Origin of the sequence: Polaromonas hydrogenivorans, assembly GCF_040105105.1 — a bacterium.
In the GTDB taxonomy this organism is placed as follows: domain Bacteria; phylum Pseudomonadota; class Gammaproteobacteria; order Burkholderiales; family Burkholderiaceae_C; genus Polaromonas; species Polaromonas hydrogenivorans.
Map to the genome: position 1 here is coordinate 385316 of NZ_CP157675.1, position 13567 is coordinate 398882.

9 protein-coding genes and 1 pseudogene are annotated in these 13567 nt (G+C 62.2%); 3 read left to right on the plus strand and 7 right to left on the minus strand.

The genetic code is table 11. The features are described 5' to 3' along the window. Nucleotides 1–24 precede the first annotated feature (24 nt). The 7 genes and pseudogenes from ABLV49_RS01985 to ABLV49_RS02015 all read right to left on the minus strand — a co-directional run. Nucleotides 25–2262 carry a hybrid sensor histidine kinase/response regulator gene (locus ABLV49_RS01985; RefSeq protein ID WP_349279975.1) on the minus strand — a complete coding sequence of 746 codons (2238 nt, stop codon included), beginning with the start codon at nucleotides 2260–2262 and terminating at the stop codon, nucleotides 25–27. Between the two features lie 261 nt (nucleotides 2263–2523). Beyond that, nucleotides 2524–2922 carry a response regulator gene (locus tag ABLV49_RS01990; protein ID WP_349279976.1) on the minus strand — a complete coding sequence of 133 codons (399 nt, stop codon included), beginning with the start codon at nucleotides 2920–2922 and terminating at the stop codon, nucleotides 2524–2526. Nucleotides 2923–3160: 238 nt separating this feature from the next. Next, complete coding sequence (locus tag ABLV49_RS01995; RefSeq protein ID WP_349279977.1) at nucleotides 3161–3901, minus strand: hypothetical protein; 741 nt, start codon at nucleotides 3899–3901, stop codon at nucleotides 3161–3163. A gap of 276 nt (nucleotides 3902–4177) precedes the next feature. Further along, on the minus strand, nucleotides 4178–5110 hold the full coding sequence (locus ABLV49_RS02000) for a PhzF family phenazine biosynthesis protein (protein WP_349279978.1): 933 nt from the start codon (nucleotides 5108–5110) through the stop codon (nucleotides 4178–4180). Nucleotides 5111–5150: 40 nt separating this feature from the next. Further along, entirely contained in the window at nucleotides 5151–6371 is a 1221-nt protein-coding gene (locus tag ABLV49_RS02005; RefSeq protein WP_349279979.1) for a PLP-dependent aminotransferase family protein, read from the minus strand. 53 nt (nucleotides 6372–6424) lie between these two features. Further along, nucleotides 6425–7360, minus strand: a complete 936-nt coding sequence (locus tag ABLV49_RS02010; protein WP_349279980.1) for a DMT family transporter — start codon at nucleotides 7358–7360, stop codon at nucleotides 6425–6427. A 14-nt stretch (nucleotides 7361–7374) separates the two neighbouring features. Then, nucleotides 7375–7464 (minus strand): annotated as a pseudogene (locus ABLV49_RS02015) (LysE family translocator); the annotation flags it as partial. A 122-nt stretch (nucleotides 7465–7586) separates the two neighbouring features. Between ABLV49_RS02015 and ABLV49_RS02020 the strand changes: the two are divergent. From ABLV49_RS02020 to ABLV49_RS02030, 3 genes are all read left to right on the plus strand, one after another. Further along, nucleotides 7587–9008: a PLP-dependent aminotransferase family protein gene (locus tag ABLV49_RS02020; RefSeq protein ID WP_349279981.1), complete on the plus strand. Its 1422-nt coding sequence runs from the start codon at nucleotides 7587–7589 to the stop codon at nucleotides 9006–9008. 692 nt (nucleotides 9009–9700) lie between these two features. Beyond that, nucleotides 9701–10243, plus strand: a complete 543-nt coding sequence (locus tag ABLV49_RS02025) for a hypothetical protein (protein ID WP_349279982.1) — start codon at nucleotides 9701–9703, stop codon at nucleotides 10241–10243. 164 nt (nucleotides 10244–10407) lie between these two features. Next, nucleotides 10408–13335 carry a beta strand repeat-containing protein gene (locus ABLV49_RS02030; protein ID WP_349279983.1) on the plus strand — a complete coding sequence of 976 codons (2928 nt, stop codon included), beginning with the start codon at nucleotides 10408–10410 and terminating at the stop codon, nucleotides 13333–13335. Nucleotides 13336–13567 lie beyond the last annotated feature (232 nt).

Consider the following 13567-nt stretch of genomic DNA (forward strand, 5'->3'; position numbering starts at 1 on the left):
GACCCAATGACCGGCTTCCCCCTGTCACCCGGGGGACGCGCCCTCGATGGGGACGGTGCCGGCCCCCGACTTGCGCAGCAGGGCGGCCTGGCCGCACTGGTCAATCACCTCCAGCAGGTGCTCGATGTCAACGGACTTGACCAGGTGAACGTCAAACCCGGCCGCCAGGGCATGCTTGCGGTCTTCCTCCTGGCCGTAGCCGGTCATGGCGATCAGGCCCATGCTTCGGGTTTCGGCGTCGCCGCGCAGGTGCTCGGCCACCTCGTAGCCCGTCATTTCCGGCAGACCGATGTCCACGATGGCCAGGTCGGGCTTTTCCAGGCTGGCCAGCCGCAGGCCTGCCGTGCCGGTGGCGGCCTCCAAAACTTCATGGCCCTCCATGTCCAGCAGGCGGCGCATCATGTGGCGAGCATCGTCGTTGTCCTCGATCAGCAGTATTCGCCAGCGCCGGTGCGGGCTGCTTGCTGGCAACGCTGCAGCGGGCCGCGCAACGGGCGCCGCAATGCGTGGCAGGCGAACCACGAAGGTGCTGCCCTGGCCGGGTCCGGCGCTGTCGGCCGAAACCGTGCCGCCATGCAGGCTTGCCAGTTGGCGCACCAGCGCCAGCCCGATGCCCAGGCCGCCCTGGGCGCGGTCCAGGCTGGCGGCTCCCTGCACAAACATCTCAAAGACATACGGCAAAAGCTCGGGTGAAATCCCCATGCCCGAGTCCTTGACGGTCAGCACGGCCTCTTGCGTGGAACCGCCGACCGTCACCTCTACCAAACCGCCCGGCGGCGTGAACTTGAAGGCGTTGACCAGCAGGTTGTTGAGCATCTGTTCGAGCCGCGTCGGGTCGGCGTTGACCCACACCGGCTCGGTCGTGACCTTCAGTTCATAGCCGGTCATGTGCCGGGTCGCGCGCAGTGATTCCAGGCACGAACGGGTCTTGTGTCCCAGTTCGACCGGCTGCGGTTTCAGGGTGATTTTTCCGCCCACCATCCGGCTCACGTCCAGCAGGTCGTCGATCAGGTGAGCCAGATGCCCGCTTTGCCGCTGAATGATCGCGCGCGCCTCGGCCGCGGCAGCGCTCGCGTGGCCGTGCCGCTCGCTCAAGGCGATGGCCCCGCCAATCGCGGCCAGCGGGTTGCGCAGCTCGTGCCCCAGCATGGCCAGGAACTGGTCCTTGGCGGTGCTTTCGGCTTCGGCGCGCAGGCGTGCCTTGTAGGCCTCTTGCAGCAGACATTCACGCTCCTCTTCAGCCTGCGCGCTTGACGCTTGGGCGAGTTCAAGAATGACGCCAGCCTGCATCAGGGCGGTATGCAACTGGTCAAGTTCCAGTACATTGGACCGCGTCAATTCTGGCTTGGCGCCGTGGCCCATGGCGGCTGCGGCATCGGTTGCGGCCGCAATGGATTGCACCAGTCGCCGCCCCAAAAAAGCCGCCATCATCATGGCGCAGGTGATGGCTATCAATAAACCGAGCGTGGCAATCGCCACTGCGCGGCCCGCCGTGGCTTCAATATTGTTGACCGGAGCGGCCACCCCAATCGTCCAGCCGGAAATGGCGGAATGCGTGAAGGCGTCGTAGGAGTCGGTGCCTTCCAGCGTGTCGTGGCGAATCAGGCCATGGTCCTGGGCGCCTGCCGCTTTCATCAGATCGGCCTTGGCGGGCTTGCCCACCAGTTCCTGGGCATTGAGGTTGCGTGCAATGAAGCGGCCATCGCGGCCGATGATTCCTATCACCCAGTTGCTCGGCGTGTTGGGCTGGAAAACCGTGTCGTTGAAGAATTCAATCGCGAAGATCTGGGCCAGCACATAGCGTGTGCCGCCATGCGCCGGCACGGGCACATACACCACGGTCACCAGCTTTTGCGTGACCTGGCCCACTATAAGGTCAGATGCCAGTGAGTTCTGCGTCTCCATGACCTCCTGCACCCTGCCGGTGTTTCGGGGGGGCGACAGCGCTTCGCCGAATGGACGCGCCGTATTGACCAGTTGCTGGGCATTTTTGTCCAGCAACACGGTCCAGGAGGTCGTGCGCTTGTTCAGCAGCGCGGCCTGTTTGTAAAACGCCTGCAGGTCGCCGCTTTCAAGGTGGGGCGAGCGCGCCAGCAGTTCCAGCGCCGTGACGGAACTGGCCAGTTCCCGGTCAACGGTCAGCGCGGTTGCCCGGGCAGTTTCCTGCAGGCCACGCAAGGCAGCTTCGCGCTCGCCGTCGCGCAGCATCTGCAGCGCGACGGTCGAAAAAACCACCACCGGCAGCAAGATGGCAACCGCCATCAGAACAAGATAGGTGCGAATCTTTAACAACGAGGCTCCTGGGCGATGGTGCGGTGGGACCGGGCGATATGGAAACCGCGCAGAGCGCCGCGCCTGGCCGTTCACCGGCCTGTTCAGGCAGCCCGCAGAGGGTACCGATTTTTGGCTGATTACCCAGTTTTCAGCGTGGCGGTTGGCAATTCATTCAACCAGCTAAATACGCTGAATGTTAACAAATGTAACTAAAAACCGCGAATCATCCCCACCGTCAAGAAGCAGATTTTACTGAGCAACGCATCGGCTGTTTGAGTGAGCACCTTCCTGCAATAAAGCCAGCAGGTTCTCCAGTTCTGTCGCCTTGTGATACACCGCATCGGCACCCAGCAGCTTGCAGTGATGCAGCAAGGCCTCGTTTTGGGAATGGTTGGTCATGACAAAAACGCTCTGGTCGGGACGGCGATCATGGCAGTGCTGGATCACGCCGGCGCCTGAGCCTTCTCCCAGGAAAAGATCGACCAGGGCGATGTCCCACTGGTCGGCGTTGTTGTCAAGCCAGTGAATGGCCTGGTGTTCTGTTTCCGCAATACCCACAATCTCCACCTTGGCTTCGGCCCTCAAGGCCTGCGCCAGGTAAGCACGCTGGGCCGCGCTGTCTTCAACCAGAAAAACTTTTAAAGCCATAGGTGTTCCTCGAAGCGGGACTCAAAACATGCCTTGGGTGGGAGCGTTCATTTCATCAATCAACGCTTTGGAAAAATTCATGCGGTTGCAAACGCATCTGCTTGAATTTGAAATTACGAAGCATCGGCCTTCGTATCTTCACTTTACTTAAATTTTTTCAGATTGCCTCAGTTTAGTACTATCAGTTACTAATTCGCAATTTAGCTTTCAGTTGGCAAACAGGTTCTTCGCGAACGAATCAGATTCCGGTACCGACGAAAAGATCCCCTGGCAAGTCCGCATTTGCGGCCGGGAGGGCAAAGGTCAGTTGCGCACCCGTGTCGCCACGCTCAAGCTGGACAGATTCCGCGAGCGCAAGAATCTCGACATCGCGCCATTTCAGGGCGCGGCTGTCGGTGACATAGGCCCTTTTTGTATCCCGTTCGGTGGGGCGCAGGTCAATCGTCAGCTCGACGCTGTCCGGCATGGCTTGCGCCTGGATCACCAGCGTGGCGGAAACCTTTGACAAATCGCTCAGTGCAATCAGCGCGGCACTCAGGACGCTGCGAAGCGCCCGGCTGGAAAGTTTGACATCGATTTCCCGCGCCTCGTTGACGATCACAAAACCCTTGAAGCGGAATTCCGTTGACAGCAAGCCCAGGCATTCCACGACGCCGGCGTCAAAACTCAGGGTAGATGCTGCTTTGGGTTCGATCCAGGTCATGAGGTCCATGATGGATCTCACGGCGATGCGCGAAACGCTGCTGAGCGAGGCGCAGTCCTCGCGGATGCTGGCCAGGTCGGGGTCGGCGGACTTGAGGCGTCTCTCCATCATGGCGGCAATCATGTCCATCGACTGGAACTTGCCCATCATGTGGTGCTGCAGGGCCGGCGCCAGGCGCTGCAGCAGCGCGTATCTTGCCCCTTCCTCAAGATCTGAAAATTCAGCGCCCAGAGCGATTGCTTGCAGGGAAGGGTGTGCCGGATTTTGCAGGGTCATGTTGTGGTTTGTCCTTGTCCGTCATTGTCCGTCGTTGTCGGGGTGGCGCTGTCGCAATGACCTGCCTGCCACGCTGAGGAAAAATTGCGCATGTGCCGTAACGCCGGATTTTAGGCCCGGATGCCATGCCATTGGACAGGTCAGGCATGTAACCGGAAGGACATCGGGATGGCGCGCTGGATTCCGGCTGGCTTTAGGGCTGCAGTCCGTGGCCGCTGCCAACGAATCGACACGGCTGCGGTCTTCGGCAAACAGGGCGCTTGAAGGCGTCCCGGTTCAATTCGATCCCAGCATGACCTGGCCGTCGATGCAGGTCACCGAATCGCCGCCGACCCAGACCTGGCCTTGCGCATCGCGTTCAAGATGTACCTGGCCGGCGCGGCCAAGGCACAGGCCTTGCGAAGCCAGGTAACGCTCGGGCATGTGGCCATCGGCCATCAGCCACTGCGCCAGGCCGGCATTGAGGCTGCCGGTGACGGGGTCTTCATAGACGGTGGTGGACGCGACAATCGCGCGCACTTCAAGGTCGGGCGCTTGCGCAAGGGCGGCTGTGGGGAGGGTCGTCTGCCCAAAGGCACGCGCTTCGCGGTTGGCGCGGGCAATCAGCGGGGCCGCTTCGGCCGCAGGGTAAACCGCCGCAACGCCGATGTGAACCTGCAGCGCCTGCAGCGCGAGGTGATTGATGTTGAGCTGCAGCACGGTATCGGGACTGTCCAGCAGCAGGCCCAGCCAGACCGGGCCGTTGTCCAGTTGCTGGACCGCCAGAATCTGGTGCGCCTTCAGGCCCAGCGCCGCGGCGACCCTGGGCAGCAGCATGGGGCTGGGGGCCGAGCGCTTGAGCGGCGGCGCGGCAAAGGCCAGGCGCGTGCCTTCACGCCGCACTTTCACCAGCCCGACCTTGCATTCCTGGACGATGAAATCCCTGGATTTTGGCTGCCCGCCCGCCTGCAGCCAGGCGTGGCAGCTGCCCAGCGTCGGGTGGCCGGCAAAAGGCAACTCGCCGCCGGGCGTGAAGATGCGCACCCGGTAGTCGGCCGATACATCGGTCGGTGGCAGCAAAAACGTGGTTTCCGACAGATTCGTCCAGCGCGCAAAGCGCTGCATCGCCTCGTCGTCCAGCCCGCTGCCGTCAAGCACCACCGCCAGCGGATTGCCCAGGTAGGGCGTGGAAGTAAAAACGTCAACTTGCTTGAACAGGCGAGGCGTCATGGGCTTTCTTTCGGGTCGTCAGTGCGGTCAGGTTCGGGGTTCAGGTCTGGGGCAGCGCTTCAAGTTGCGGGGCGGTGCCTGCAACCGAAGCGGGTGATCCGGCGCGCATCTCGCGAATGGCGCCGGCCAGCGCGGCAATGCCGATGTCGATTTGCGCCACGCTGGAAGTCACGAAGGACAGGCGCAGCGTGCGCGCGTCGGGCTGGTCGGCGTAGAACGCCCAGCCCGGCACGAAGGCCACGTTGCGCTCGACTGCCTTGGGCAGCAGTTCAATCGCATTCATGCCCTCGGGCAGGCGCACCCACAGGAACATGCCGCCGGCCGGGGTGTTCCATTCAACGCCTTCGGGCATCTCGCGCACCATGGCGGCCAGCATGGCGTCGCGCTGGGATTTGTAGAGCGCACGGATGGTCGGCACATGGCGGTCCAGGAAACCGTCCTTCATCACCTCGGCCACCAGGCGCTGGTTGAAGCCGGGGCTGTGCAGGTCGGCGGCCTGCTTGGCCTGCAGCAGCTTGGGGAAGATGGAGGCGGGCGCCACCATGAAGCCCAGCCGCAGTCCGGGCGCCAGCACCTTGGAAAACGAGCCCAGGTAGATGCAGCCTTCGGGGTTGCGCGCGGTCAGCGGCAGCGGCGGCGGCGTGTCGAACCACAGGTCGCCGTAGGGGTTGTCCTCGACCAGCGGCAGGCCCAGGCGCGCGGCCTCGGCGCTGAGCGCGGCGCGGCGCTCCTCGGGCATGGTGCGGCCGGTCGGGTTCTGGAAATTGGGCAGCACGTAGAAAAAGCGCGCGCCTTCGGCCTTGGCCGCCAGGTCGGCAATGTCCACGCCGCCGTCGTCGCTGGCCACGCTGACGATCTTGGGCTCCATGGGCGTGAAGGCCTGCAGCGCGCCGAGGTAGGTCGGCGTCTCGACCAGCACGCGGCTGTCCTCGTCGATCAGCACCTTGGCGATCAGGTCCAGCCCCTGCTGCGAACCGGTGGTGATCAGGACCAGCGCCGGGTCCACATTCCACGGCAGCATGCTAGCTACCATCTCGCGCAGGGGCGCATAGCCTTCGCTGGCCGCGTACTGCAGCGCCGCATGGCCGTCTTCGCGCAGCACTTTTTCGCAGGCGGCGCTGAAGGCGCTGACCGGGAAGGTCTTGGGCGAGGGCAGGCCGCCGGCAAAGCTGATGATGCCGGGCTTTTCGGTGACCTTCAGGATCTCGCGGATCACCGAGGGGTTCATTTTTTGCGCGCGTCGCGCCTGGGTCCATTTCATTTCAAATCTCCTGTTGTTCAAGCATTGTCAGATACATACCGGCCCGCAAGGCTTCAAGGCCTTGACGGCACCCTGGCCAAAGGAAGGGCGTTGACCGGCATTTTCTTGCCGATGAACACCACCCCAATCACGGCCAGGCCAAAGCCGGCCGTCACCGCGTCCAGCCGTTCGCCCAGCAGCGGCACGGCAAACAGCATCGACAAGAAGGGCTGCACCAGCTGCACCTGGCTGACGCGCACCGTGCCGCCCAGCGCCAGGCCGCGGTACCAGGCAAAAAAGCCCAGCCACATCGAAAACACCGCCAGATAGGCAAAGCCCCACCAGGCCGTGGCCTTGAGCGGCGCGGCCGGCCAGTTGGCCAGCGACAGCGGCAAGGTCAGCGGCAGCGCCATCACCAGCGCCCAGCAAATCACATGCTCGGCGCGCAGGTGCTGCGACAGCCGCGCACCGTAGCCATAACCCACGGCGGCGCACAGCATGGCGGCCAGCAGCAACAGGTCGGCCAGCTGGATCGACAAGCCGCCGCCCGGTGCACCGGAACGCAGCATGGCAAATGCCACCACCAGCGCACTGCCCAGTCCGGCGCACAGCCAAAAGCCGGCCGACGGCCGCTGGCGATGCAGCAGCGCGCCGACGGCTGCGGTGGCCAGCGGCAACACGCCGACGATCACGCTGGCATGCACTGCCTCGACATGGCGCATGGCGATGGACGTGAGCAGCGGAAAGCCCAGCACCACGCCGGCGGCGGTCAGCAACAGCGGCGGCACATCCTGCCGCCGGGGCCACGGCGCGCGGGTGGCGAGCAAGAACACCGCCGACAGCGTGGCGGCCACCAGCGCCCGGCCCATCGCGATGAAGAGGCCGGACATCTGCGGCGCCTCGGGGGTGCCCACGGCCAGGCGCGTCATCGGCAGCGTCACCGCAAAAATCACGATGCCCAGCAGGCCCAGCCACAGGCCCCGGGTGATGTCCGTCTTGCGGTGCGTCATTTGAAAACCCCCCGCAGTGCTGTTGACAGCGTGGTGCTGGGGCCGGGCGCACAACGCATCGCCGTGGCCTGGACGAGTAAAGCGGTAAATTCTTGCCAGTTCATGGTGGATGACTTTATAGTTGATAGCAGCACACCACCAATACAGTTTTTGGTACAAATTTTCAAACTGTATTGCCGACTTTGGCAGCACACGGCGTGCTGCAGCCCGACCCCAAGGCCATGCCATGCTGATGAAGACCGCTTCCCAATCCCTGACCGAGCAGCTCTGCGCACGCTTTGCCGACCGCATTCGCAACCGTTTGCTGGCGCCGGGCGCGCGCCTGCCCTCGGTGCGGCTGTGCGCCGAGCAGCAGGGCGTGAGCGTTTCCACGGTGGTGGCCGCCTATGACCAGCTGCAGGCGCAGGGGCTGGTCGTTGCGCATAAGAATCGCGGATTTTTTGTTCGTGATTTGGCATCAAATATGCCTTTTGCGCACGCTGGTAAAGAGCAATTAGCTACTAAAACAATAGCAAATACACCGATTGACGCCGCCGCCCTGATTCGCGGCATGTTTCATCCGATCAGCGACAAGCCGCAACCCGGCATGGGGGTGTTTCCGGCGCAGTGGCTGGAATCGAGCTTCATGCCGGCAGCGGTGCGCAAAGTCACCGGCGCCAGCGCGCTGCGCGATCTGTCGCTCAACTATGGCGAGCCCAAGGGCGACAGCGGCCTGCGCCGCGCGCTGTCGCAAAGGCTGGGCGCGCTCAACATCCATGCCGATCCGAGCCAGATCATCACCACCGTCGGCGCCACCCACGCGCTGGACATCATCAGCCGCACGCTGCTGCGCGCGGGCGACTATGTGATGGTCGAGGAGCCCGGCTGGGCGGTGGAATTTGCCCGGCTTGATGCGCTGGGCATGCGCATTTTGCCGGTGCCGCGCCGGGCCGACGGACCCGACCTGGAGGTGATGGCGCGGTACTGCGAGCTGCACAGCCCCAAACTGTTTGTCAGCGTCAGCGTGTTTCATAACCCGACCGGCTACTGCCTGGCGCCGGGCAGCGCCCACCGGCTGCTGCAGCTGGCCAGCCAGCACAATTTTCACATCGCCGAGGACGACACCTACAGCCACCTGGCGCCCGATCACGTCACGCGGCTGTGCGCGCTCGATGGCCTGCAGCGCACGATTTACGTCAGCGGTTTTTCGAAAATTCTGGCGCCCGGCTGGCGCGTGGGCTTCATGGCAGCGCCACCGAACCTGGTCGAGCGCTTGCTCAACACCAAGCTGCTCGCCACCCTGACGACGCCCGCGCTGCTGGAAAAAGCGCTGGCCTGGTGCATCGAGCAGGGCCAGTTGCGCCGCCATGCCGAACGCATCCGAACCCGGCTCGACCAGGCGCGCGCGCGCAGCGTCAAGCTGGCGCTGGCGCACGGCTGCACCTTCGCGGCCGAGCCGGCAGGCCTGTTCGGCTGGGTCGAGACGGGCGTGGACACCGACGCGCTGGCGCAGCGCATGCTCGACGAGGACTATTTGATTGCCCCCGGCGCGCTGTTTCATGCGGTGCGCAAGCCGAGCACCCTGATGCGCATCAACTTTGCGACCACGCAGGAGGCGGCGTTCTGGGCGGTGTTCGCGCGCCTGCGGGATGGGGAGTACCGGTTGTAAGCCGGAATCGGGAATGTTCGAAGTTCTGTGTGCGAGGCGCTGAGATTTTCCCGCTGCAGGCACGGCGCCTTGGTGCCAACCGGCCGACGCAGTGGAAAAACCGGTCTTCATCTTGCGCACCAGCGCTGGTGAAGCGGTCTTCGTAGTGAATGATTGGCCCGCTGACCAGCCGGTCAAGTAACGCTGATGGGATGTGCGGCCGTGCCGCCGTAGCGGTCTTGGGTCATGTCATGCCTCGCACACAAAAATCCTGAGAGGCTCCCGGAATCGGCAACATCCCCTCGGTAGCTATCTGGCAACTTCTTCAAAGTACATAAAACGTCAACATTTTCACGAAACGCCTGAACTTTTAGAGTTTTTAAGTGGTTGAGGCAACCTTATTGAGTTACATTTTTTACAAATTAACCAAGTTGTCGAGTCAATAAATGTTGATTCCGTAACATTTATGCCCTTTATGAAGGCATTCGATGACGTGATAGTTTCATTTTTTGTTCATATAAACAAAATGATACAAGTATTGTGTCTTTGTGAAATGAATTTTTACTTTTGGACTACTACGGGTTCTGACCTGAAAGCTTTTTTTTATGACTTATAGCAATAGACCTCTCCCCAGGGGCTCTTCGGCCGCAGTGACGGGGTTTTTGCGGTTCGCCGTTCTATTGGGGGCGGGGTTGTTTTTGGGCGGTGGTGTGATGGCGCAACCCACGGTCGCAGCCAGCAAGGCCGCCGCTTCGGCCGTTGCGCCGGCGGTGGTTAAGGCCGTCTCGGTTGAGTTGACGCAGTTCAAGGTGGTCAAGGATGCCAAGGGCGTAGAGCAATTGGTTGCCGCTCCCTCTGTGATGCCTGGTGACGTGATTGAATACAAGGTCACCTACAAAAACACCAGCACCAAGTCCGTTGAGAGCTTGGTGGCCGACCTGCCGATTCCCGAAGGCCTGGAATATCTGCCCAAGAGCGCCAAGCCGGGGGCCGCGCTGGTCAAAGCCGCAGCCAAGGACGGTGAATACTCCGCCGAGCCGCTGATGCGCAAGCTGCCTGGCAACAAGAGCGAGCCGGTGCCTTACAACGAATACCGCGCCTTGCGCTGGAACCTGGGCCAGTTGCCTGCAGGCGGTGTTGCTGCGATCACGGCACGCGCCAAGGTTGAAGTGGTGGTTCCCACACCACCCAAAACCGCGCCAGCTTCAGTCCCGTCTTCCGCCATCACCGTGAAGCCTGCCAGCGCAGCCCGCTGAGCTGCAGGCTTTCCATCAGTGAGTACGCCTTTTCATGGCGTGCCCTTGCCCCACAGCCGTTTTTCCGCATCACGGAAGCACGGTTGGCAGGGGTTTTTTTGACTTCAGGTTCCCGTTTTACCCCCCGTTAGTAACCACCTCTGACCATAGCAGGAGAATAAAAAGTGATCATTCATAAACCTACCCATCGCACCGGCGCCAAGCCGGCAGCGACATGGGCGGGTGCCGCAGCGCTGTCGTTGGGTTTCCTTTTTGGAAGTCCGGCTGCCTTCGCTGTTGCCCCACTCGCCAATACCGTCATCGGTAACCAGGCGTCCGCCTCGTACACCGACCCTAACGGAATCGTCCAGCTGGCCTCGTCGAATCTGGTGCAAACCACGGTCCAGCAGGTCGGCTCTTTCAACCTCGATGCACGCACTTCGAACACGACTGACGTTATCAACACCAAGACCGGTGCTGCGGGCATTACTGTTTACGCACCTCACGTGCTGACCAACACGGGCAATGGCGCTGATGGCTTCAACATCAGCATTACCTCGCCTGCCGCAGGATTTTCAAGGGTAGAAGTGTTCGCCGACGCCAATGGCGACGGTTTGCCCGACAACACCTCGGCGCTGTGTACCGCCGTACCGGCTGCAACTTGTTCCGTGCCTACCCAGACAGTTGCTGGCAACAATGGCGTATTCCAGTTCGTGGTGGCTTACTCGATCCCCACCACCGCCACCACGCCGATCACCCCGTTCAATGTTGGTACGGTCACGGCTGTCGTGGTGCCAAGCTCGCCTGTGCTTGCCAGTTACAGCAGCACCACGGCGGCTGACGTTGATAACGTCAACCTGACCACCGTGGCGGCCTTCAATGCCACCAAGGCCATCGGCTCGCCTGCCGTGGCATGGTCCACGAACGGCGGTGTCTGGCCAGTCGCTACCAGCACGGGTCCGCGCTCGGTCACGGGCTGTGCCTTGACCAATGCAGGCGCTGCCGCCCCTGCTGCGGGTTGTGTCTATACGACCTACACCCTCAACTTGAGCAACACGGGTGGCGCAGTCGGCAAGATCGCGATTTCTGATACGCTGCCGTCCGGTTTCACCTATGTGCCTGGTTCGGCCGTTTGGAGCAGTTCTCCAGGCACCGCCCTGACCGATGCTGCATTGGGTGACCCCGCTGGCATCGACTTCCGGGCCACGGGCAATACCGTGACGGCAGTCGTCGCGGCGCTGAACCCGAATGTGACGCAATCCGTCAGCTTTGTGGTGTTGGTCAATGAAACAGCTCTCATCGGCACGTCCACCACCACCAACACGGCGACGTACAACCCAGTCGATGCACCGGCCGCAACCTCGACCGCGCCAGGCACTCTGGGTTCAAGCACCAATCCAGCCGCTTACACCGTGACGGCAAGTTACGGCATCGTGCTGGGCGCTACTGCCTCGACCGCAGTGACTGCAAAGGACACGGTAGCCGGCACGCCTAATGGCACTGCTGCCGACTTGACGATTCAGCCATCGGTTTCTCCTGGTGGCAGCGTCCTCTTCACGCAGACGGTTTACAACACGGGTAACGCCACCGACACCGTGAACGTCACGGCGCTGGCCTCGACTTTCCCGGCAGGCACCACGTTCCAGCTCTTCAGCGCCGGCGGCGTGGTGGCGCTGCTCGACACCACGGGTGATGGCATTGTGGATACAGGGCCAATTTCGGCAGGCAGCAGTGTGAACATCATCATTCGCGCCAATGTTCCAGCTGGCGCAACCGCTGCGGGTCCGTTTGTCGTGAATGTGCGCGGTGTTTCCGCTAACGACACGAGCAAGATCGACGCAACGCAAGACCAGGCAACTGCGCTGGTGGCACCTTCCTCGCTGATCGACCTGACCAACACTGCCGTCGGCACTGGCATCGGTAACGTCGGTTCTGGTGACCTGGGTGCAGGCCCAAGCCCATCGCCAACGACGACGGTGAGCACACCGGCTGGTTCATCTGCACTGTTCACGCTGTTTCTCAAGAACAACGATACAGCTGCCAACAGCTACAACCTGTCGGCCAGCCAGACAGCGGCTTTCCCCGGCTCCCTGCCAGCAGGCTGGACCGTGAAATATGTGGCCGGCGGCGCCACCTGCTCTGCTGCCGCGGTGACTCAGCCTGTGGCTGTCGCCGTGGGTGCGCAAGTGCAGGTTGACGCCTGCGTGACGCCGCCTGTGACGCAAACGCCAGTAACCGCTCAGCCGATGTATTTCCGTGTCACCTCGACAGCTGTAGCCACCACCGGCGCCATCGTTTCCGATACGAAGCTCGATGCGGTCACCGTGACGACTGCCATGACCTTTGGCGCTACCCTGACGCCTGACAACAACGGTCAGGTTGCCGCAGGCGGCTCCGTGGTGTATGCCCACACGCTGACCAGCACCGGCGCGCAATCTTGCGGTGCCTACACATTGGCTGCTTCGCCTACCTCGGCTGACATCACCCTGGGCTGGACTACCGTCATCTATGTTGACGTCAATGGCGACGGCCAGCTTGATGCAGGTGACACGCTGTACAGCGGCAGCTCGCTGAGCCTCGCAACTGGCGCTACGCAAAAACTGCTCGTCAAGGTGTTCGCACCCGGCGGCGCAGCGGCAGGCGCAACGGATGTCGCAACCGTGACGGCAACATTCGCGGCCAATTGCGGCGCGCCTTCGGCAACCGACACCAGTACCGTCATCACGGGCCAGATCCGTCTGGTGAAGACGCAGGTGTTGAATGCGGCTGTGGCGGGTACTTGCCCGGCAGTTCCTGCAACGCCGGCTTTCAGCGCTGCGCCCATCATGGCTGCCAAGCCTGGCGACTGCATCGTTTACCAAGTGGTAGCGACCAACGAAGGCGCCGCCCCGGTGAGCAACCTGGCGATCAATGATGCCATTCCGGCCTACACCAGCCTGACGGGTGCAACGCAGCCGACTGTGCGATGCACGTCCACCGGCATCACCACCGCCTTCACCACGGCAGCCAACTATGCATCGACCACCGTTGCGGTGAGCTGTGGCAGTGCTGTCAACGCGGTGATTCCTGGCGGCTCTGCGACGATGACCTTCTCCGTGAAGATCAATAACTAAGCATGGCTACCCCGCTCCGGCGCCTTCGGGCAAGCCGGAGCCCTGGTACGAAACGCGCGCTCTTGAGCGTCTGTTTCGTACTTTTTTCTGTGCCACCTGCAACGGCGACGCCATCAGGTGGCACAGAAAAAAGTCAATCTTGTCTTCATTCAAATGTAGGACTCGCACGGCGAGGTCCGCGAAAAGTGAGCGATGTGCTGTTTCCTTCCTGTCTTCAACGCTTTATAGCTGC

Excerpts from the sequence above, each read along its gene's own strand:
- ABLV49_RS01985 (WP_349279975.1), bottom strand. The coding sequence starts at position 2,262 with ATGGCGGTTGCCATCTTGCTGCCGGTGGTGGTTTTTTCGACCGTCGCG.
- ABLV49_RS01990 (WP_349279976.1), bottom strand. The coding sequence starts at position 2,922 with ATGGCTTTAAAAGTTTTTCTGGTTGAAGACAGCGCGGCCCAGCGTGCT.
- ABLV49_RS01995 (WP_349279977.1), bottom strand. The coding sequence starts at position 3,901 with ATGACCCTGCAAAATCCGGCACACCCTTCCCTGCAAGCAATCGCTCTG.
- ABLV49_RS02000 (WP_349279978.1), bottom strand. The coding sequence starts at position 5,110 with ATGACGCCTCGCCTGTTCAAGCAAGTTGACGTTTTTACTTCCACGCCC.
- ABLV49_RS02005 (WP_349279979.1), bottom strand. The coding sequence starts at position 6,371 with ATGAAATGGACCCAGGCGCGACGCGCGCAAAAAATGAACCCCTCGGTG.
- ABLV49_RS02010 (WP_349279980.1), bottom strand. The coding sequence starts at position 7,360 with ATGACGCACCGCAAGACGGACATCACCCGGGGCCTGTGGCTGGGCCTG.
- ABLV49_RS02020 (WP_349279981.1), top strand. The coding sequence starts at position 7,587 with ATGCTGATGAAGACCGCTTCCCAATCCCTGACCGAGCAGCTCTGCGCA.
- ABLV49_RS02025 (WP_349279982.1), top strand. The coding sequence starts at position 9,701 with ATGGCGCAACCCACGGTCGCAGCCAGCAAGGCCGCCGCTTCGGCCGTT.